Origin of the sequence: Sphingobacterium sp. WM (assembly GCF_029542465.1) — a bacterium.
Taxonomy (GTDB): Bacteria; Bacteroidota; Bacteroidia; order Sphingobacteriales; family Sphingobacteriaceae; genus Sphingobacterium; species Sphingobacterium cellulitidis.
The window spans coordinates 695,784-717,458 of the sequence record NZ_CP120709.1 but is presented as its reverse complement, the minus strand read 5'-3'; the positions used below and the strand labels follow the sequence as shown (position 1 = coordinate 717,458).

The 21,675-nt window shown below is 38.6% G+C and carries 15 protein-coding genes; 7 read left to right on the top strand and 8 right to left on the bottom strand.

Annotation, left to right across the window (positions count from 1 at the left end; translation table 11 throughout):
* The 5 genes from PZ892_RS03105 to catB all read left to right on the top strand — a co-directional run bounded on the left by PZ892_RS03105 (position 1) and on the right by catB (position 6,175).
* On the top strand, positions 1–1,182 hold the full coding sequence (locus PZ892_RS03105; protein WP_182498105.1) for a 3-dehydroquinate synthase: 1,182 nt from the start codon (positions 1–3) through the stop codon (positions 1,180–1,182).
* Positions 1,169–2,383 carry a metabolite traffic protein EboE gene (eboE, locus tag PZ892_RS03100; protein WP_182498104.1) on the top strand — a complete coding sequence of 405 codons (1,215 nt, stop codon included), beginning with the start codon at positions 1,169–1,171 and terminating at the stop codon, positions 2,381–2,383. The genes PZ892_RS03105 and eboE overlap by 14 nt, the downstream gene beginning before the upstream one ends.
* Before the next feature lies 1 nt (position 2,384).
* Positions 2,385–3,770 (top strand): nucleotide pyrophosphatase/phosphodiesterase family protein, encoded by a 1,386-nt coding sequence (locus tag PZ892_RS03095; RefSeq protein WP_182498103.1) that lies wholly within the window; start codon positions 2,385–2,387, stop codon positions 3,768–3,770.
* 93 nt (positions 3,771–3,863) lie between these two features.
* The gene (locus PZ892_RS03090) at positions 3,864–5,402 is read left to right on the top strand and encodes a hypothetical protein (RefSeq protein WP_182498102.1); all 1,539 of its coding nucleotides are present in this window, start codon (positions 3,864–3,866) and stop codon (positions 5,400–5,402) included.
* A gap of 143 nt (positions 5,403–5,545) precedes the next feature.
* Complete coding sequence (catB, locus tag PZ892_RS03085) at positions 5,546–6,175, top strand: type B chloramphenicol O-acetyltransferase (protein WP_182498101.1); 630 nt, start codon at positions 5,546–5,548, stop codon at positions 6,173–6,175.
* Between the two features lie 79 nt (positions 6,176–6,254).
* On the opposite strand, the gene PZ892_RS03080 is transcribed toward catB, so the two are convergent.
* Genes PZ892_RS03080 through PZ892_RS03070 form a run of 3 tightly spaced genes read right to left on the bottom strand, consistent with a single transcriptional unit; the run spans position 6,255 to position 9,720 of the window.
* The gene (locus tag PZ892_RS03080; protein ID WP_182498100.1) at positions 6,255–7,697 is read right to left on the bottom strand and encodes an MFS transporter; all 1,443 of its coding nucleotides are present in this window, start codon (positions 7,695–7,697) and stop codon (positions 6,255–6,257) included.
* A 30-nt stretch (positions 7,698–7,727) separates the two neighbouring features.
* Positions 7,728–8,897 carry a mannonate dehydratase gene (gene uxuA, locus PZ892_RS03075; RefSeq protein ID WP_182498099.1) on the bottom strand — a complete coding sequence of 390 codons (1,170 nt, stop codon included), beginning with the start codon at positions 8,895–8,897 and terminating at the stop codon, positions 7,728–7,730.
* 1 nt (position 8,898) lies between these two features.
* Positions 8,899–9,720, bottom strand: a complete 822-nt coding sequence (locus PZ892_RS03070) for an SDR family oxidoreductase (protein ID WP_182498098.1) — start codon at positions 9,718–9,720, stop codon at positions 8,899–8,901.
* A 141-nt stretch (positions 9,721–9,861) separates the two neighbouring features.
* On the opposite strand from PZ892_RS03070, the gene PZ892_RS03065 reads away from it, so the two are divergent.
* Together PZ892_RS03065 and PZ892_RS03060 are read left to right on the top strand one after the other, a co-directional pair.
* A complete protein-coding gene (locus PZ892_RS03065; protein WP_182498097.1) occupies positions 9,862–10,854 on the top strand; it encodes a sugar kinase in 993 nt (330 codons plus the stop codon).
* A 1-nt stretch (position 10,855) separates the two neighbouring features.
* On the top strand, positions 10,856–11,521 hold the full coding sequence (locus PZ892_RS03060) for a bifunctional 4-hydroxy-2-oxoglutarate aldolase/2-dehydro-3-deoxy-phosphogluconate aldolase (protein WP_182498096.1): 666 nt from the start codon (positions 10,856–10,858) through the stop codon (positions 11,519–11,521).
* Here PZ892_RS03060 and PZ892_RS03055 read toward each other — a convergent pair.
* From PZ892_RS03055 to rplJ, 5 genes are all read right to left on the bottom strand, one after another.
* Positions 11,511–12,191, bottom strand: a complete 681-nt coding sequence (locus PZ892_RS03055; RefSeq protein ID WP_094255400.1) for an MgtC/SapB family protein — start codon at positions 12,189–12,191, stop codon at positions 11,511–11,513. The genes PZ892_RS03060 and PZ892_RS03055 overlap by 11 nt on opposite strands.
* A 181-nt stretch (positions 12,192–12,372) precedes the next feature.
* Positions 12,373–16,650: a DNA-directed RNA polymerase subunit beta' gene (gene rpoC, locus PZ892_RS03050; RefSeq protein WP_094255401.1), complete on the bottom strand. Its 4,278-nt coding sequence runs from the start codon at positions 16,648–16,650 to the stop codon at positions 12,373–12,375.
* A gap of 73 nt (positions 16,651–16,723) precedes the next feature.
* Positions 16,724–20,533: a DNA-directed RNA polymerase subunit beta gene (gene rpoB, locus PZ892_RS03045; protein ID WP_094255402.1), complete on the bottom strand. Its 3,810-nt coding sequence runs from the start codon at positions 20,531–20,533 to the stop codon at positions 16,724–16,726.
* A 162-nt stretch (positions 20,534–20,695) separates the two neighbouring features.
* A complete protein-coding gene (gene rplL / locus PZ892_RS03040) occupies positions 20,696–21,076 on the bottom strand; it encodes a 50S ribosomal protein L7/L12 (protein WP_093098564.1) in 381 nt (126 codons plus the stop codon).
* Positions 21,077–21,155: 79 nt separating this feature from the next.
* Positions 21,156–21,674 carry a 50S ribosomal protein L10 gene (gene rplJ, locus PZ892_RS03035; RefSeq protein ID WP_094255403.1) on the bottom strand — a complete coding sequence of 173 codons (519 nt, stop codon included), beginning with the start codon at positions 21,672–21,674 and terminating at the stop codon, positions 21,156–21,158.
* Between the last annotated feature and the right edge of the window lies 1 nt (position 21,675).

The following is a 21,675-nucleotide window of genomic DNA, read 5'->3' as shown; positions in this document are numbered from 1 at the left end:
ATGGAACGTGTATTAGAACAAAAATTCACTATTGAATATCAATATAATATCTTTTTTACGAAAGGGCTTTTCTCCTTGGGGAATAACCTTTTTAAAGATTTCCTTGCCAAACATAGTAACCCTGGATTTAAACAAAAGATTCTTTTTGTCATCGATGCAGGATTTATGGATAAACATCCAAACCTTGCTGAACAAATCCATAATTATTTTATGGAGTCTGAGGACTTTATTCTGTCCAGTGAGCCATTGGTTATCCCTGGTGGTGAAATCTGTAAAAACGATTGCAATTGCCTGGATTCCATCATTCAGGCGGTGGACCAATATGGTATTGACAGACATTCCTACATTGTAGGAATCGGTGGTGGAGCAATATTAGATCTTGTTGGCTATGCTGCTGCAATATCTCACCGCGGAATTAAACATATCCGGATTCCGACAACGGTACTATCACAGAATGATTCGGGCGTTGGGGTTAAGAATTCGGTGAATTATAAAGGGAAAAAGAACTTCTTAGGAACCTTTACTCCTGCTAAAGCGGTATTCAATGACTATGAATTCCTTCAAACGCTAGATGAACGTTCTTGGATAGCGGGTGTCTCTGAAGCTATTAAAGTTGCTTTAATTAAGGATCTGAGTTTTTATGAATGGATTGAAAATAATGCCGCGAAGATTAAAGAGCGAAACTCCGCAGAAATGGAGGATTTAATCTATCGCTGTGCTGATAAGCATCTGGAGCATATCCGTAATGGTGATCCATTTGAACTAGGGTCTTCCAGACCATTGGATTTTGGACATTGGAGTGCACATAAGCTTGAGCAGATGACTGACTTCCAGGTTTTGCACGGTGAGGCTGTATCAATTGGAATTGCCATTGATGTCCTTTACTCCTACTTAATTGGTAATATTTCTGAAAAGGAAGCTATCCGAGTAGTTAGTCTACTTAACACTTTAGGTCTGCCGATTTATCATCCTATATTGGATTCTGAGGAAGCTAGGTTTATTTTATTATCTGGTTTATTGGACTTCCAAGAACATTTAGGTGGTAAATTAACAGTTGTATTATTGGAAAAATTAGGCAAAGGAAAAGATTATCATCATTTGGATTATGATTTGATTATTCAAGCGATTGATTTCTTAAAGAACTTCTGTCAAAATCAAAATCCTGTTTATGAAGCTAGCTAATTCTCATCTTTCTTATTGTAGTAATATTCACCCGGGAGAGTCATGGAAAGATCATTTCCATGAATTAAAAACAAATCTTCCTAAAATAAAGGCAGCAGTTTCTCCAGATCAAGATTTCGGATTAGGCTTGCGACTATCTGCGCAAGCAGCTAAGGAATTGAATCATCCTGAAGAGATGAAAGAATTCAAAAATTGGCTATCCAACAATAATATCTATGTTTTTACGATGAATGGTTTTCCGTATGGAGACTTTCACCTTAAAGAGGTGAAAGATCAGGTGCATGCACCTGATTGGACAACCAAAGAACGTTTTGAATATACCAAGGAACTATTTGACATTTTGAGCCAACTATTGGATGAAAGACAGGAAGGTGGAATTTCAACCTCTCCACTGTCCTATCGTTTTTGGCATGAACAAAATAGTGCTGAATGGCAAAGGAAACGGGATATATGCACTAGACATATTCTTCAAATCGCAGAATACCTTTATCAAAAAGAGGTCTCTACGACCCGATATATGCATCTTGATATCGAACCGGAACCAGATGGTATGCAGGAAAATTCCCAAGAATTTATTTCTTGGTACCAGCAAGAATTGTTGCCTATGGCAATCGGCTTTTTCAAGGAAAAATATAAATTGGATTCAGAACAAGCAACTGCTATCATAAACCGATACATCTGTATCTGTTATGACGTCTGTCATTTTGCCTTAGAATACGAGAATCATCAGGAATGCATGAAACAGTTAAAGGACCTGAATATTAAAATTGGTAAGTTTCAAGTTAGTTCTGCATTGAAAGTTGAGCTTTCTGAAAATCCTGAGGAGCGTGAGAAACAGAAAGCCAAATTGAAAGAATTTAATGAACCGATTTATCTTCATCAGGTAATTGCCAAGGATAATGAAGGAAATTTAATTAAGTATATGGATCTTCCGGAGGCATTGAACGATTCCAATGATTTGAATCATGTGGAGTGGAGAAGCCACTTTCATGTTCCGATATTTTTGGAGAGTTATGGAGAGTTGGATTCTACCCAAAAGGATATTTTAGAAGTTATAGAATTACATAAGGCTGAACCAAGAACTAATCACATCGAGGTTGAAACCTATACATGGGGTGTTTTACCCAAATCATTGCAGGCCCCGATTGAGGAATCTATTGCGAGGGAACTAAATTGGTTATTGGACAAAATAAGGAGTTAAAATGAAAAGAATTGCTTTAATTGATATTGTTGGGCTTTCAAGTTCTGTTATTGGAGAACATACTCCCTTCATTGAAAAATTCATCAAACAAAATAAATTAAGGAAGATTAAACCGGTATTACCGGCATTAACAACTTCGGCGCAAACAACATATTTGACAGGTGTTGCACCCAGTGAACATGGGATAGTAGGTAATGGTTGGTATGATCATACAGATTCAGAAATAAAATTCTGGAAACAATCCAATAAGTTGGTGCAAGGCGAGAATATCTGGGTGACTGGAAAGAAAAAGAATGCTGATTTCACCTGTGCACAGATGTTTTGGTGGTACAACATGTACAATGATGCTGATTTTTCTGCGACCCCTAGACCAAATTACCTAGCAGATGGTAGAAAAATGCCCGATTGCTATGCTTATCCAAGTACTCTTCGGGATGAGCTGACAGAAAAATTCGGAAAATTCCCATTGTTCAATTTCTGGGGACCAAATGCCAATATTACTTCTTCTAATTGGATAGCAGAATCTGCTATGTATGTTGAAGAAAAACATCAGCCGACACTCAATTTAGTCTACCTTCCTCATTTAGATTACTGCTTGCAGAAATACGGTCCCAAAGGAGAAAATGTTCCTGCAGAATTAAAGCAAATCGACGAACTCGTAGAAAGAATGGTTACATTCTTTCAGAAACGGAATGTCGAGGTTGTTTTATTATCTGAGTATGGAATAGGACCAGTAAACCAACCTATTCACATCAACAGAATCCTGAGAAAAGAAGGATTAATTGATATTCGAATTGAAAGAGGATTAGAATTATTGGATGCTGGAGCCTCTGAGGCTTTTGCAGTTGCTGATCACCAAATTGCCCATGTTTATACTAAAACTTCAGAAACCAAGGATAAGCTTAAGGCATTGCTAGCCAAAGTTCCAGGAGTTGCGAAAGTATTAGATAAAGAAGGTCAGAAAGCTTACCATATCGACCATGATCGTTCAGGAGATTTGGTATTATTGGCTGATAAAAATGCTTGGTTTACTTATTATTTTTGGGAGGATGATGCCGTAGCACCAGATTATGCAAGAATGGTAGATATCCACAAGAAACCCGGATATGATCCAGTGGAAATGTTTATGACTTCTAAATCTAGAGCGATTGGGAAATTGATTCTGAAGAAGATCGGCTTTGCTGCAGTTCTTGACATTACACCTTTGGATGCAACATTGGTGAAAGGATCACATGGAATCGTAGATGTTGATGAAGAGTACTACCCAATCTTAATTGGTAACTTCGATGACCTTGATGAAACCGTAGATCCAACTTCAATAAAACAATTGCTATTAAATAAGATTTTTGTCAACCAAAAAGTAGAAGAAATAACTGTTTCTCAATAAATGTAGATGATTTGTAAATAGCTAAACCCTTGATACCATAAAGACTTCACGAATTAGTTTCGCATCTTTAGGATTGGACAAGGATTAGTTATTATGTCTTATCATGAAATAGAAAATTTAGTTGAAGACTCCGTTCATTTAATAGAAAGAACAGAGCTTTCAGCAGCAGAACAACGTAACATCATTTTTAATTTGTATAATTTCCAAAACAGATTTGATACAAGTTATACGGTTTTACGTTGTTTTCCTTTTTTAGAAAAGATTGGTTTCATCAAGAAGCTTCCCATAGATCAACACCCTGATTACAAGAAAAATCCTGATTACTTTAAAAACTTAGAAGATTCCGACTGGATCCTCAGTGATATCAACGACGAGGAGTCCGATGTACTCTTTCAAGAAGATGGATATATTTTCCCTCAATATGGATCACAAACTTGGGAAAGACTATTAGCTACTGGAATTTGGAAAGAAGCTCCAGAAAAACCAACTGAAATCCCAGTACTTGAGTTAGTGTCTCAAATGATTCAACTGGCTAAAGAAAATGAAAATATTCCTTTAATGCATAATTTTTATCTAGCTTTTCTCAATGCTTTTTTAGACTATGACATTGGTACTGAAGATGGAATACCCAAAGGTTTTGAAGACTGGTTGAAGGATGAACAATTATTAAAACTTCGGGATTTCAACATAAATTTTAATTTATTAAATGTCAAACAGAAGGATACTGATTTTGAAATCCCTAGACTTTCAAATGAATTATCTAATCTGTCAGATTCCGACGAAAGAGCTAAGGTTAGTTTTTTGATGGATACTAAAAAATCAATCGAAAAAATATATGCTAGCTATCAAAAAGAAATAAAGGCTGCGATTGAATTACCACAACATATCGACATGATTTCAACGATGGCAAAGGAGATGATGGATAAAAATTCTTGGACATTTTTGGTGGAAAATATTGAGCAACCGTCAGAAAAATACAGTTGGGTATGGTATAAAGATCTATCCGTAGATAATAGAACTAACCGTTTCTTCACAGAAATAAGCTTAGATGTGGATTTAAGTTCTATTTATGCTACCCAATATGTACAACATGGTTTACTATTAGAGTGGCAGGAAAAGTCGCTGAGCATGAATCTCAATGACGCTCATTTTAAGACCAATCCTTTTGAATTTATTTCCAGTGATGAACTCGACAAGAAACTCAACTTCATTGGACTATGGGTTCTCCCATTAAAATCTACAAGTAAAAAAATCGCTGCATCAAATCAAGAGTTCTTAAACTATCTCGAAGGATTGGGAACAAGATATTTCGACAAGATAAATAAAGAGTTTCCAAAGCTGTTCTTTTCTAAATCCTTTGCATCATATATCAAAATATTTGAAGCTATGGAACCAATCAATGATTTCTTATTGATCAATGATCTGTACTCCATAAGCTTATTATTTATCTATAACCTGATTCAACAAGGTAAAGAAAAAGAGGCTCTGAAAATCTATGAAACTTTGGAAGGTCGATTGACAGATCGTTTTCGAGATAATATCCCTTGGTATAAGAATGAATTTTTACCATTTATCAAAGCCATTAAATCAGGAAAAAAACCAGCTTTGCCAAGTTTATTTAAAAAGGATTAGAAGGTTTGATTCATCCAATAAAATAAAAATCATTATTTTAGGATTATGAAAAAATCAGATTAGCATTATTTAGCACATAGATTCTAATAGAATAGGCGATTCATTCGCCCAATTCTGTATTGTTAATAATAAAAAATGCTAATATGAAAAATCACTTCAAAAGTCCGTTTAAAGGACAAATAATCCAAAACTATAATACAAATCCCAATATTATTGCTGGCAAGTATTCTTACTATTCAGGTTATTACCATGGGCACTCATTTGATGATTGCGCTAGATATTTATTCCCTGATGAAAGAGCTGCCGACAAACTTATCATTGGTTCCTTTTGTTCGATAGGGAGTGGCGCAAGTTTTATCATGGCGGGAAACCAAGGCCACCGATATGATTGGGTATCCTCCTTTCCTTTCCATTTCATGCCAGAAGTAGCGAGTTTCAATGGTAGTGAAAATGGCTTTCTACCCGCTGGGGATACCGTCATAGGTAATGATGTCTGGATAGGTACTGAGGCGATGATAATGCCCGGTATAAAGATTGGCGATGGCGCTGTTATAGGTAGTCGCGCACTCATTACCAAAGATGTGGAGCCTTATGCTATTATGGGTGGGAATCCGGCGAAGCAAATCAGAAAACGCTTTTCAGATCAGGAAATTTCCTTATTGTTAGAAATGAAATGGTGGGAATGGGAAGAAGAAATATTAAAATCAGCCATGCCAATCCTGAGCTCAGGAAACATTCAAGGACTATTCGAATTTTATAAGAATACAATCTAAAAGTGAGGAGCGAATAATATTCGCTCCTTATTTTTTTATGTCCTTAATGGTTAATATTTCAAGGCCCTTAGCGCTCTTTTTATAAATGAATCAATTTCATCTTTGGTACCAGTGATCTCATAATCACCCAAGCCAACAGATAAGCTACTGAACAAGCAGCAAAGATGATAAAGTAGCCCGATTCAATTCCTTCGAAACCAAATACTTTCATATTCGTTTGCTCTGCATAATCAAAGAGAACTCCAGAAATTTTATTGATCAGGAATGACCCAACACCTCCAGCTAAGCCACTAATCCCAGTAACTGTTGCAATTGCTTTTTTAGGAAACATATCTCCTACAGCGGAAAAGATATTGGCAGACCATGACTGATGCGCTGCCGCACTAATACCAATCAGAATTACAGGAAACCAATAAGAATACTCTCCTAATGGTTGCGCGAATAGAATCAACAAAGGAAAAAATGCGAAAATCAACATTGCCCGCATTCGACCTGCATATACCTCCATCCCTTTCTTTTCCACAAAATAGGTCGGCAACCATCCTCCAATAATAGATAACATGGTTATCGCATATAATACAAATATCGCCACCTGCCCTTCAATATCTGAGGATTTAATATCATAAACCGAACTTAAATACGCAGGAAACCAGAATAATAAAAACCACCAAACCCCATCGGTCAAGAACTTACCAAAGATCAAAGCCCAAGTTTGTTTGTACTTCAAACATTCCCGAACCGAAACCTTTGATTTAACTTGAACAGAACCATCCTCTTTAACTTCTCCATGATCTACATCCTGCTTTATATAGGCGAGTTCTGCCGCATTCACATTCGGATTTTCTTCCGGCTTCTTATACATAAATTGCCAAAAGCCCATCCAAATAAACCCTAATGCTCCAATAATGATAAACGACATTTCCCAACCATATTTAGCAGCAATAACTGGAATAATAAGCGGAGCTAACAAAGCTCCTATTGTCGTTCCTGAATTAAATATGGAAGTTGAAAAGGCTCGATCCTTCTTTGGGAAATATTCTACACAGGCTTTCATGGCCGCCGGAAAGTTACCGCCTTCCCCTAGGGCTAATATTATCCGCGCAAAAATAAATACGGTTACAGAGATATTGACAACCTTACTAACATCCTCTATTCCAGCAATCACCTCCTTTGCTCTTCCAAAACTAACCAACCATTCACCTGCTAACACTCCAGAAGTAATCATTCCACAGAAGGCATGCATAATAGCCCCCACGGACCAAATGGCAATTGCCCATAAATAGCCTTTTTTCGTCCCCAACTTATCGATGAACCTACCAGAAAGCAGCATTGAAATAGCATATACTATGGAGAAGATGGCCGCTACATTTCCATAGTCATTATTGGTCCAATGGAATTCAGGAGCAATAAAATCTTTCCATGTTAGCGAAAGAACCTGTCTATCAAGGTAATTGATGGTTGTGGCAAAAAATATCAATGCACAAATCGTCCACCTATATTTCGTAGGTTTACTCGTATTCATAATTAGTAGTTTATGTCGGTAGACCCTAGGTTAAGATCTAATGATTCCCAATTCTAATCCCCTTAGCTCTGCCAGACCACGAAGTCTTCCAATAGCGGAGTAGCCCGGATTGGTTACTTTGTTGATATCATCAAGCATTTGGTGACCATGATCAGGTCTAAATGGAATAGCAACCTCCCTAGTTTGATTTTCTGCACTCAAGCCTTTGACGATAGCATACATATCTACATCCCCATCCAGATGGTCTGCTTCATAAAAACTTCCGATAGCATCCCGTTTAACATTTCTTAGATGCGCAAAGTAAACCCTATGCTTAACCTTATTCAGTATTTGTGGGAGATTATTTTTAGGACCAGCCCCCAAAGAACCTGTACAGAAACAGATACCGTTAAACGATTTCGGTTGTTCCGTAATCAAATAAACTAAATCCTCCTCATTACTAACCACTCTAGGAAGCCCTAAGATCGCATATGGAGGATCATCTGGGTGAATAGTCATCTTAATTCCATTCGCCTCACAAGTATCCGCAATTGCCCCTAAAAAGTAAAGCAGGTTTTGTTTCAATCCTTCTCTGCCAATATTTTTATAGATATCAATACTTTGTTGTAGGGACTCAAGTGAAAGATCAGCCTCACCCGGAATACCCATCAACACGTTGAACTGCAAATCAGTTTTATCCGCTTCGCTCATCCCAGCAAATCTCTCCTGCGCCAACTGCTGTATTTCATCAGAATAATCCTGAGCAGCATCCTCACGTTTCAGGATATAAATATCAAATATCGCAAGGTCGATCCAATCAAAATACAAAGCTTTAGAACCATCTTTCATGATCAGATCCAATTGCGTACGCGTCCAATCCAACACCGGCATGAAATTATAACAAATGGTTTTAATTCCGCATGCCGCTAAGTTTTCCAGCGATTTCTTATACCGTTCGATATATTCTCCCGCTTCAGCAGACCTGGTTTTTATCGCCTCGTGAACAGGAACTGATTCAACAACGGACCAAGTCAGTCCAGCCTCCTCAATGATCCTTTTCCTCTCTTGAATATCTTCCAGTGGCCATACTTCACCATGTGGAATATGATGCAATGCCGATACAATTCCTGTTGCTCCGGCCTGTTTTACATCCTGCAATGTAACAGGGTCATTCGGACCATACCATCGCCAAGTTTGTTCTAAATATTTTTTATTTTCCATATTATACGCCACACCAGGAATTAAATCCACCGTCCACAAAAATGATTTCTCCAGAGATAAATGCTGAAGCATCACTTAACAAAAACACCAATGTACCTTCCAATTCTGAAGGATCACCCAATCTTCTATATGGAGTTCCATTAATAAACTTCTGTGCTCTATCAGTGTATGAACCGTCCGAATTAGTCAATAAAGTCCTGTTCTGTTCAGTTAAAAATACGCCCGGTGCAATAGCATTCACGCGAACTTTATCGCCATAGCGTAATGCCAATTCTGTCGACATCCACTTCGTAAAACCGTCAATGGCATGCTTGGCAACGGTATATCCAAGAACACGAGTTAAAGGGCGAGAAGCCGCCAAAGAAGAAATATTGATAATGGACCCTACTCCTTTTTCAGCGATCAGTTCACCAAACACAAGAGTAGGAATAATAGTTCCATACAAGTTTAACTCAATAGCCTTAATGGTATCTTGAATTTTATTATCAAAGATGTTTTGATCATCAGCAATGGTTGCTCCAGGAATATTCCCTCCAACAGCATTAATAAGCCCATCGATGCTACCAAAATGATCGACAATTTGTTTCTTTGCTCCTTTGACAGATTCTTCATCCATGACATCAACGACAATCCCAATAGCTTCAGTGCCCAAATCAGTGGCCATCTTGATTCTCTCGTTAATTTTCTCCTGATTTCTACCGAGGATACAAATTTTCGCACCTGCCTCAGCAAGTGCTTTCACAAAGGATTTCCCTAAAATACCGGTCCCGCCAGTAATGACTATAACTTTATCTTTTAGTGAGAATTGATCTAGAATACTCATAGTTTATGGTTGATTAATACTCAATAATAGTGATTTTATAGGGAATTAAAGGCATTAGAATCAGGATTATTACTTAAACGTTTTCGTAAAATCCCCCGAACTATCCATCAAAAACTATTATATTGTTGTTCAGTTTAACCTATGCCACAGATATTAACATTAGGAGAAATACTATACCGCCTTCAAAGTGCAAATGAACACATCTTTGAGAAAGGCGACAATCGGTTAAAAATATATCCCGGAGGATCAGAGGCCAATGTAGCCGTAGGATTAGGCCAAATGGGCGATAAAGTACAATTCTTTAGCGCTTTCCCCGATAATGCACTGGCAACCGAAATCAAGGAAACCATGCAAAACTTATCGGTAGATTGTTCCAAGTCACTTACTTCAGGAGACCGCATTGGAAGTTATTTCCTGCTATCCGCGAATGGCTTAAGCAATGGGGAAGTTATTTACGATCGTAAATATTCGAGCTTCAGCATGCTCCAAAAAGAAGAGATAGATTTTGACCTTCTTTTCGAAGATGTTGACTGGCTGCATTGGTCAGCATTAACACCTGCCCTCTCCCTAGAAATGGCCAATCTGATGGAAGCCATTTTAATTGAAGCACAAGCTAGAAACCTCATCATTTCTGTCGATCTAAACTTCCGCAGTAAACTCTGGAAATATGGCAAAACAGCATTGGAAATCATGCCTACTTTGGTTTCCTATTGCGATGTTATCATGGGAAATATCTGGGCGGCAAACACGATGTTAGGAAGTCCTGTAGAAATTGGTTTGGACAGGCAAACAACCAAAGAAATTTACGCCAAGAGCTCAAAGATCTCGGCAGCCTATATTTTTAACCATTTCCCAAAAGCCAAACATATAGCCAATACGTTCAGGTTTATGGATCATGCCAAACACAACCTCTTTTACGGCACCTATCATAGTAGAACGGAGGACAGAATTTCGGATACCCATGAAACCTACGAGGTAATTGATAGAATTGGTAGCGGAGATGCATTTATGGCGGGTTTGATTCATGCCTTAAAACATGAAATGTCAGCCCAGGAAATTATTAACTTTGCTACAGCAGCAGGGTTTCAAAAACTATTTGTTGAAGGAGATTTTGGAAATGGAAAAGCAATCTAACATGAAAAATCAAGTAATCGATCAGATTCTTAAAAGTCCGGTAATTCCAGTGTTTTATGATGATGATGTGGACACCTGTATCAAGGTATTAAAAAGCTGTTATGCTGGTGGCATCCGTGTATTCGAATTTGTAAACCGAGGCCCTTTTGCAGAACAAAACTTCAAGATCTTAAGGAACTACAAAGAGGAACATTTCCCAGACCTTAAATTAGGAATCGGAACCATCATGCATGGCGACGATGCGGACCGTTTCATTGAATTGGGAACCGATTTCCTGGTAAGTCCTATATTCTCAGAATGCGTGGCTGCAACGGCCAAAAAAAATGAAATCCTCTGGATTCCTGGATGTATGACTCCCACTGAAATTGCCGATGCTCAATTCTCAGGATGTACCTTTATCAAGCTATTCCCAGGTGATACCTTGGGCCCAGGCTTCTTAAAAAGTATAAAACCCATTTTCCCAAAATTAAGATTCATGCCAACTGGTGGTGTAGATTGTTCAGAGGAAAGTATCAGCAAATGGTTTGACGCAGGTGTAAGTGCGGTAGGCTTAGGCTCTAAATTATTCGTGAAAATAAATGGAGAATACCAGTTCGGACTAATTTCAGAAAACTGCAGTAAGCTTTTGAGCTGGGCAAAACGCGAAAAACAAGAAGTTAAAGGCTAATTTCAACGAGCTTTTTGTTTTCCAAGATGGCTCGCTCAAATCTTCGGATATTTCTCTTATCGATCAGAACCTCAAGTTCAATCGTCAATAATTCAGCAGACATGGTCTGCTTTTTTATTTTGATATGTTTTGCCAAGGGCTTAATTTCCGAAAGCAATACATCCTTAGCATCCAAATCCGCTCGCTCCATACTCACACTCACCAATCTTACGATATTATGGATCACATATTTATTCAATAATGGACCAGAAACAATAATGGCAAAACAGGCCAATAAAAAGATAGCAGCAATTATATAAACTCCGAATCCGATGGCCATACCAATGGCTGCAGACATCCAGATAATGCTGGCTGTAGTCAATCCATTCACATTGACCCCATCTTTAAAGATTACACCCGCACCCAGGAAACCAATTCCTGAAACCACATAGGAAGCTATCCGTGTAGCGTCTTCTGATTCCCCAGCCCCCAGTTTAAAAGAAAGCAATGAAAATAAAGTACTACCCAAACAGATAATAGAAATGGTTTTAAACCCAGCAGATTTATCTTTCCATTCTCGCTCAAATCCGAGAACAAATCCTGCACATAGAGATAATACGGCTTTCAACAAGTCGTTCCAATCCCATTCAAGTTGATTAATAATAAAATCGATAGATGCGATGTCAGTCATAATTAGTTCAACAAATATAAGATGAAAATGTTAATAATGTTTTAATTTTTGGAGTACAAACCGTGAATTCCTCCCCTTCATTAGGATGTACAATTTAAAAATCAGCTCATAAAAAAAGCCCAGCTACTCGAGCTGGGCTTTTTTATATCTCAAGGAATTTACATTCCTAATTAATCTCAGATTAATCTTCTTCTTTCGAAGCTAATAACTGATCGTATTCTTCACGAGAACCAACGATGATGTTACTGTACTGACGTAAACCTGTTCCTGAAGGGATTAAGTGTCCAACAATTACGTTTTCTTTCAATCCTAATAAGTTATCACGTTTACCTGCGATAGCAGCTTCGTTCAATACTTTTGTAGTTTCCTGGAAGGATGCAGCCGAGATAAATGATTTCGTACCTAAGGAAGCTCTTGTAATACCTTGTAACAATGGACTTGAAGTCGCTGGAATTGCATCACGCACTTCCACTAATTTCATGTCTTGACGTTTCAAGCTTGAGTTTTCTTCACGTAATTTACGAAGATTTACGATCTGGCCTGGACGCAATGATTTAGAATCACCAGCATCTACAACCACTTTCTTGTCGTAAAGTGAATCGTTTTCTTCCATGAAGTCCCATTTGTTTACAGCTTCTTTCTCTAAGAAACGAGTATCTCCTGGATCTTCGATATTCACTTTTTGCATCATTTGGTGAACGATTGTTTCAAAGTGTTTATCGTTGATTTTTACCCCTTGTAGACGGTAAACCTCTTGGATACCATTTACAATGTACTCTTGAACCGCTGATGGGCCTTTGATTGATAAAATATCACCTGGAGAAATCTGACCATCTGAAAGTGGCATACCCGCTTTGATAAAGTCATTATCCTGTACCAAGATGTGTTTCGAAAGTGGTACTAGGTATTTTTTCACTTGTCCATCACGAGACTCGATTGAAATTTCACGGTTACCACGTTTAACACCACCCAAGGTTACAACACCATCGATTTCAGTTACTACTGCTGGGTTTGAAGGATTACGAGCCTCGAACAACTCTGTTACACGAGGAAGACCACCCGTAATATCTCGGGTCTTACCTGTAGAACGAGGGATCTTAACTAAAATCGCACCTTCTTTTACTTTTTGTCCATCAGATACTGAAACGTGAGCTCCTACTGGAATGTTATATGAACGAATGATTTCGCCTTTGTTATCCAATACTTTGATCGTCGGGTTCTTAGTCTTATCACGAGTCTCGATGATCACTTTCTCTTTGTGTCCAGTTTGCTCATCAGATTCCTCGCGGAAAGTAATACCTTCGATAATTGCATCAAATTCTACCTTACCTGCAAATTCAGAGATAATTACAGCGTTGTATGGATCCCAGTCTACTAACTTAGTTCCTTTATCAACTTTCTCACCTTCTGAAACATATAGGTTAGATCCGTAAGGAATGATTTGTTGGTAAAGAACTTTTCTGTCTTCATTTACCACTTTAATCTCTCCTGAACGACCCAATACTACTTGGTAAGGACCAAATTCACCTTCTTTTTCTACAGTACGAACGTTCTCAAATTCGATTTTACCATCGTATTTAGAGATGATCGATGATTCTGCAGCAATGTTCGAAGCCGTACCACCGACGTGGAACGTACGAAGTGTTAACTGCGTACCTGGCTCACCGATTGACTGTGCAGCAATTACACCTACAGCTTCACCTAATTGAACACGTTTTCCTGACGCTAAGTTACGTCCATAACAACATGCACAAACTCCGCGCTTAGACTCACAAGTCAATACTGAACGGATTTCAACCCCTTCAATACCTGCATTCTCGATAGCCTCAGCAACTTCTTCAGTGATATCTTCGTTCGCAGCAACGATCAATTCTTCTGTCTCAGGATGTACCACATCGTTCAATGGAGTACGTCCTAAAATACGGTCGTACAATGGTTCAACGATATCATCATTATCCTTAAGCGCAGTTGTATAGATACCGCGTAAACCGTTACAATCTTGCTCAACAACAATCATATCCTGAGCAACATCATGTAAACGACGAGTTAAGTAACCCGCATCGGCTGTTTTCAACGCTGTATCGGCAAGACCTTTACGAGCACCGTGGGTAGAGATAAAGTACTCCAATACTGACAAACCTTCTTTGAAGTTTGAAAGAATCGGGTTTTCGATAATCTCACCACCTGAAGTACCAGATTTCTGAGGTTTCGCCATCAAACCACGCATACCGCATAACTGACGGATCTGCTCTTTCGAACCACGAGCTCCTGAATCCAACATCATATATACAGAGTTGAATCCTTGGTTGTCATTCGAAAGGATATCCATAACGTGTGCTGTCAACTTGTTGTTGATACGCGTCCAGATATCGATGATTTGGTTATAACGTTCGTTGTTCGTAATGAAACCCATGTTATAGTTGTTCATTACTTCTTCAACTTCGTTTGTCGCTTGAGTGATCAAATCAGCTTTCGCAGCAGGAATGTTCAAATCTTGTAGGTTGAACGATAGACCTCCTTTGAATGCCGTTTGGAATCCTAATTCTTTCATGTCATCCAAGAATTTCGCTGCACGAGCCATACCCGTGTTCTTCACGATTTCTCCAATAACATTACGAAGGGATTTCTTAGTCAATAGCTCATTAATGTATCCTACCTCTTCTGGAACGATTTGGTTGAAGATCACACGACCAACAGTCGTTTCAATGATTTGATCTTTGAATTCTCCTTCTTTAGTCTTAACGCGAGCTTTAACTTTAATGAATGAGTGAAGATCTACTTTCGCTTCGTTCAAGGCAATGATTACCTCTTCAGCTGAATAGAAAGTACTTCCTTCACCTTTCATCACAAGCTTGTCATCAGTCTTACGGCCTTTAGTAATATAGTAAAGACCCAATACCATATCTTGTGATGGTACTGTAACTGGTGAACCGTTTGCAGGGTTAAGAATGTTGTGTGCTGCCAACATCAAGATTTGGGCTTCCAAAATTGCAGCATTACCTAATGGTAAGTGAACTGCCATCTGGTCACCGTCGAAATCGGCGTTGAACGCTGTACACACTAATGGGTGTAATTGAATCGCTTTACCTTCAACTAAGGTTGGTTGGAAAGCCTGAATACCCAAACGGTGAAGCGTAGGCGCACGGTTTAGTAATACTGGGTGTCCTTTTAATACATTCTCAAGAATATCCCATACTACTGGATCTTTGCGATCTACAATTTTCTTCGCTGACTTAACGGTCTTTACGATTCCTCTTTCAATCATCTTACGGATGATAAACGGTTTGTAAAGCTCCGCAGCCATATCTTTAGGAAGACCACACTCGTGTAATTTCAAGTGAGGACCAACGACGATTACCGAACGAGCAGAGTAGTCAACACGTTTACCTAATAAGTTCTGACGGAAACGACCTTGCTTACCTTTAAGGATATCCGATAAAGATTTTAAAGCACGGTTACCTTCAGTTTTAACAGCATTCACCTTACGTGAGTTATCAAATAACGAGTCTACTGCTTCTTGAAGCATACGTTTCTCGTTACGTAAGATTACCTCTGGAGCTTTGATCTCGATCAAACGCTTCAAACGGTTGTTACGGATAATAACACGACGGTATAAGTCATTTAAATCTGAAGTCGCAAAACGACCACCATCCAAAGGAACTAAAGGACGTAACTCTGGTGGAATAATAGGAACGATCTTAACAATCATCCATTCAGGACGGTTCTCAATATGATCATTTGCACCACGGAAAGCCTCTACAACGTGAAGACGTTTCAATGCCTCGTTTTTACGTTGTTGTGAAGTTTCATTCGCAGCTTGGTGACGAAGATCGTATGATAACTGGTCTAAGTCTAGACGTTTCAACAAATCTTCCAAGGCCTCTGCACCCATCTTAGCGATGAATTTCTGAGGATCATTGTCATCCAAGTATTGGTTTTCCTTAGGAAGAGTATCCAAGATATCTAGATATTCCTCTTCTGTCAAGAAATCCATGTATGAAATACCATCTTCTTCTTTGATACCTGCTTGAATAACCACGTATCTTTCGTAGTAGATGATCATATCCAACTTCTTCGTTGGAAGTCCTAATAAGTAACCAATTTTGTTCGGTAGAGAACGGAAGTACCAAATGTGTGCTACTGGAACCACTAAGTTGATGTGTCCCATACGCTCACGACGTACTTTCTTCTCTGTAACTTCAACACCACAACGGTCACAAACGATTCCCTTATAACGGATACGCTTGTACTTACCACAGTGACATTCGTAGTCTTTTACTGGACCGAAAATACGCTCACAGAATAGACCATCACGCTCTGGTTTATAAGTCCGGTAGTTGATAGTTTCTGGTTTAGTAACTTCACCACTTGAACGCTCCAAAATAGTCTCTGGAGATGCTAAGCTGATCGTAATCGATGTAAAGTTACTTTTGATTTTGTTATCTTTTTTGTAAGACATACTTAGTAAAAAGTTAAAGCTGTATGTGAAAGCTTAAGAAGGTTATGCACCTTCTTAAGCTCTATTTGCTTGATTAATCCAATGTGATATCTAAACCTAATCCGCGTAGCTCATGTACCAATACGTTAAACGATTCTGGTACTGATGGCGTTGGTAAGTTATTGCCTTTTACGATTGCCTCGTAAGTTTTAGCACGACCTACAACATCATCCGATTTTACAGTTAAGATCTCTTGAAGGATATTGGAAGCACCGAATGCCTCTAATGCCCAAACCTCCATCTCACCGAAACGCTGACCACCGAATTGTGCCTTACCACCTAATGGTTGTTGTGTAATCAACGAGTATGGTCCAATTGAACGTGCGTGCATCTTATCATCAACCATGTGTCCTAATTTCAACATGTAGATTACTCCAACTGTTGTAGGTTGGTCAAAACGATCACCCGTTAATCCATTGTATAGGTATGTACGACCTGACTTAGGTAAGCCTGCTTTCTCAACCCACTCTTCTACCTGGTCCATTTCTGCACCATCAAAGATTGGAGTAGCGAATTTAACACCTAATTTTTGACCGGCCCAACCTAATACAGTTTCATAAATTTGTCCAAGGTTCATACGCGATGGTACCCCTAGTGGGTTCAACACGATATCTACTGGAGTTCCGTCTTCTAAGAATGGCATGTCCTCATCACGTACAATACGTGCAACAATACCCTTATTACCGTGACGTCCCGCCATCTTATCTCCTACTTTCAGCTTACGTTTTTTAGCAACATATACTTTTGCCATCTGAACGATTCCTGAAGGAAGCTCATCACCAACAGAGATTGCAAATTTCTCGCGCTTGAATGCACCTAACTCCTCATTAACTTTAATGTTGTAGTTGTGCAATGCAAGTTTGATCATATCATTCTTGTCATCATCTGTAGTCCAGCCTGTAGGATTTACGTTGTTATAGTCAAGATCAGTAAGAATCTTTTGAGTAAATTTAGCACCCTTAGCTACCAATAACTCTTTGTAAACATTGTAAATACCTTGTGAAGTTTTACCATTTACGATCGTGAATAATTTTTCAACTAAACGATCTTTAAGAATCTTGATATTTCTATCGTGAGCTACTTCTAATTTCTCTAAAGCTTTACGTTCTACCTCTTTAGACATTTTCTTCGCACGAGAGAATAACTTCGTATCGATAACCACACCTTTGATAGATGGTGGAGTTTTCAAGGAAGCATCCTTCACGTCACCCGCTTTGTCACCAAAGATCGCACGTAATAACTTCTCTTCTGGTGAAGGATCAGACTCTCCTTTTGGTGTAATCTTACCAATAAGGATATCACCTTCGCCAACCTCAGCACCAACACGGATAATCCCGTTTTCATCAAGGTCTTTCGTAGCTTCTTCTGAAACGTTAGGAATATCTGCAGTCAATTCTTCTTCACCACGTTTTGTATCACGAACCTCTAGTTCGAATTCCTCAATATGTAATGAAGTGAATAAATCCTGTGATACAACACGCTCTGAAATTACGATCGCATCCTCAAAGTTGTATCCTTGCCAAGGCATGAACGCTACTTTCAAGTTTCTACCTAATGCTAATTCACCATCTTCAGTTGCATAGCCTTCACATAATACTTGTCCTTTTTCAACACGTTGTCCTTTCGTTACGATCGGCTTCAAGTTGATACAAGTATTCTGGTTGGTTTTCTTGAATTTCGTTAATCTATATGCTTTCACATCGTCGTCGAATGATACTAAACGATCATTGTCGTTTCTATCGTAACGGATGTGAATTTCTTGTGCATCTACATATTCTACTGTACCATTTCCTTCAGCATTGATCAATGTACGTGAATCTTTCGCTACACGAGCTTCTAATCCTGTACCTACAACCGGTGCTTGCGGACGCAACAATGGAACTGCTTGACGCTGCATGTTCGAACCCATCAATGCACGGTTGGCATCATCATGCTCCAAGAATGGAATCAATGAAGCTGCAATTGATGTAATCTGGTTCGGAGAAACGTCCATATAGTCTAATTTCTCAGGCTCAATAATCGGGAAGTCACCCTCATATCTCGCTTTTACTTTCGCATCTAAGAAATTACCTTTATCATCATATAATGCATTTGCTTGCGCAATTGTCTTATCATCCTCGTCCTCTGCTGATAAATAAACAACTGGTTTATCAACTACAACCTTACCATCAGAAACGATACGGTATGGAGTTTCGATAAATCCTAAGTTATTGATCTTCGCATGAACAGATAATGATGAAATCAAACCAATGTTTGGACCCTCTGGAGTTTCAATAGTACACAAACGACCGTAGTGCGTATAGTGAACGTCACGTACCTCGAAACCAGCACGCTCTCTTGAAAGACCACCTGGACCTAATGCTGATAAACGACGCTTGTGCGTAATCTCAGCCAATGGGTTGGTTTGATCCATAAATTGTGATAACTGGTTCGTTCCGAAGAATGAATTGATTACTGATGATAATGTACGAGCATTAATCAAATCAGTAGGTGTAAACACCTCGTTATCACGAATATTCATACGCTCACGGATAGTACGAGCCATACGAGCTAGACCTACTCCAAATTGAGCATATAATTGCTCACCTACCGTACGAACGCGACGGTTAGATAAGTGGTCGATATCATCCACCTCAGCTTTTGAATTGATCAAGTTGATCAAATACTTCACGATAGCGATAATATCTTCACGAGTTAATACTTTCGTGTCAGAAGGAGTATCAAGTTTCAATTTACGGTTGATACGGTATCTACCCACATCCCCTAAATCGTAACGTTTATCCGAGAAGAATAAACGGTCAATGATACCACGTGCAGTTTCCTCATCAGGTGGTTCTGCGTTACGTAATTGACGATAGATATGTTCTACCGCTTCTTTCTCTGAGTTCGAAGTATCTTTTTGTAAAGTGTTATATATAATTGAATAGTCCGCATTGTTCGATTCATCTTCTTTTGTCAAGATGATGGATTTAACACCAGCTTCGATGATCAAGTCAATGTGGTCTTCTTCTAATACGGTTTCACGTTCAAGGATGATCTCGTTACGGTCGATAGATACTACTTCACCTGTATCCTCGTCCACGAAATCCTCTGTCCATTTGTTCAATACCCTAGCCGCTAAACGACGACCAACGTATTTCTTCAATCCAGATTTACTAACTTTTACTTCATCTGCAAGGTCGAAAAGTTCTAAGATTTCCTTATCCGAATCGAATCCGATTGCACGTAACAAGGTAGTAACTGGGAATTTTTTCTTACGATCGATATAAGCATACATCACGTTATTCACGTCTGTAGCAAATTCAATCCAAGAACCTTTAAAAGGAATAACCCTAGCAGAATAAAGTTTAGTACCATTGGTATGTCTACTTTGACCAAAGAACACACCAGGGGAACGGTGTAATTGAGAAACAATAACACGTTCAGCTCCATTGATCACGAATGTGCCTTTTGGAGTCATGTACGGAATAGTTCCTAAATACACGTCTTGTACAATGGTTTCGAAATCTTCGTGTTCCTCATCATTACAAGACAACTTCAATTTAGCCTTTAAAGGTACGCTATAAGTCAATCCACGTTCAATACACTCTTGAATATCATAACGCGGTGGATCAATGAAATAATCCAAAAACTCTAGCACAAAGATGTTTCTTGAATCAGAAATAGGGAAGTTTTCTGCGAAAACCTTGTAAAGCCCTTCCTGATGGCGGTTGTCAGAAGTAGTTTCTAATTGAAAAAACTCCTTGAAAGACTCTAATTGCACGTCCAAGAAATCCGGATAATCAATTACCTTCTTACTTGTCGCAAAATTTACTCTTTCTTTTTGAATATTATTGTTTGCCAAGGGAATAAGAATTTAGTTTTAAAAAACTGAGCTAACATCTGCTGATTTAGCCTTCCGATCAAGCATCAGCAGCAGCTTGATCCATACAAATATTTATAAACAGGAATAGACTCTGATAGATTTGGACTATCAGAGTCTAAGTTTTTGGTGCTTTATGCGAGATTACTTAATCTCAACAACAGCTCCAGCTTCTTCTAATTGTTTTTTCAAAGCTTCAGCTTCGTCTTTAGAAACACCAGTTTTTAATTCTTTAGGTGCACCGTCAACTAAGTCTTTTGCTTCTTTCAAACCTAAACCAGCTAAATCTTTAACTAATTTTACGACAGCTAATTTCTGACCACCAGCTTCTTTCAAGATAACATCGAAAGATGTTTTCTCTTCAGCAGCAGCAGCACCATCACCAGCACCTGGAGCAGCAGCAACAGCTACAGCAGCAGCAGCAGGCTCAATACCGTATTCGTCTTTTAAGATATCAGCTAATTCTTTAACTTCTTTTACTGTTAAGTTAACTAACTGTTCAGCAAGTTGTTTTAAATCTGCCATTTTATTTTGAATTTTTGAATGTTCTTTTAAAAAAATTGTTAATTAAAATTTAACGAACGTTTGTTAATGTGAGGGTTCGTTAGCCTCTTTCTTCTAAAGCTTTTACTAAGCCTGAAATTGTATTTCCGCCTGATTGAAGTGCAGAAATAACATTCTTCGCAGGAGATTGAAGTAAAGCAATAACGTCTGCAATAAGTTCTTCCTTAGATTTAAGAGTTACTAATGCATCAAGTTGGTTGTCACCTACGAAAGCAGTCTCTTGAATGTATGCTGCTTTCAATACTGGTTTTTCACCTTCTTTACGTAATTGTTTGATCAATTTCGCTGGAGCATTTCCTGTTTCGGAAAACATTAATGTAGACGCTCCTTTTAATACGCCAAAGATCTCTTCTGAATCTACGCCAGCCTCTAACAACGCTTTCTTAATTAAAGTGTTTTTCACAACTTTAATCTCGATTCCCTGCTCGAAACATTTACGACGAATATTATTCACCTTCTCTACTGTCAGATTAGCAGTATCAGTAATGTAAAAATTACCGTAAGATTTAATCTGTTCTGCTAAAGCTTCAACAATTTCATGTTTAAGTTCTTTTCTCATG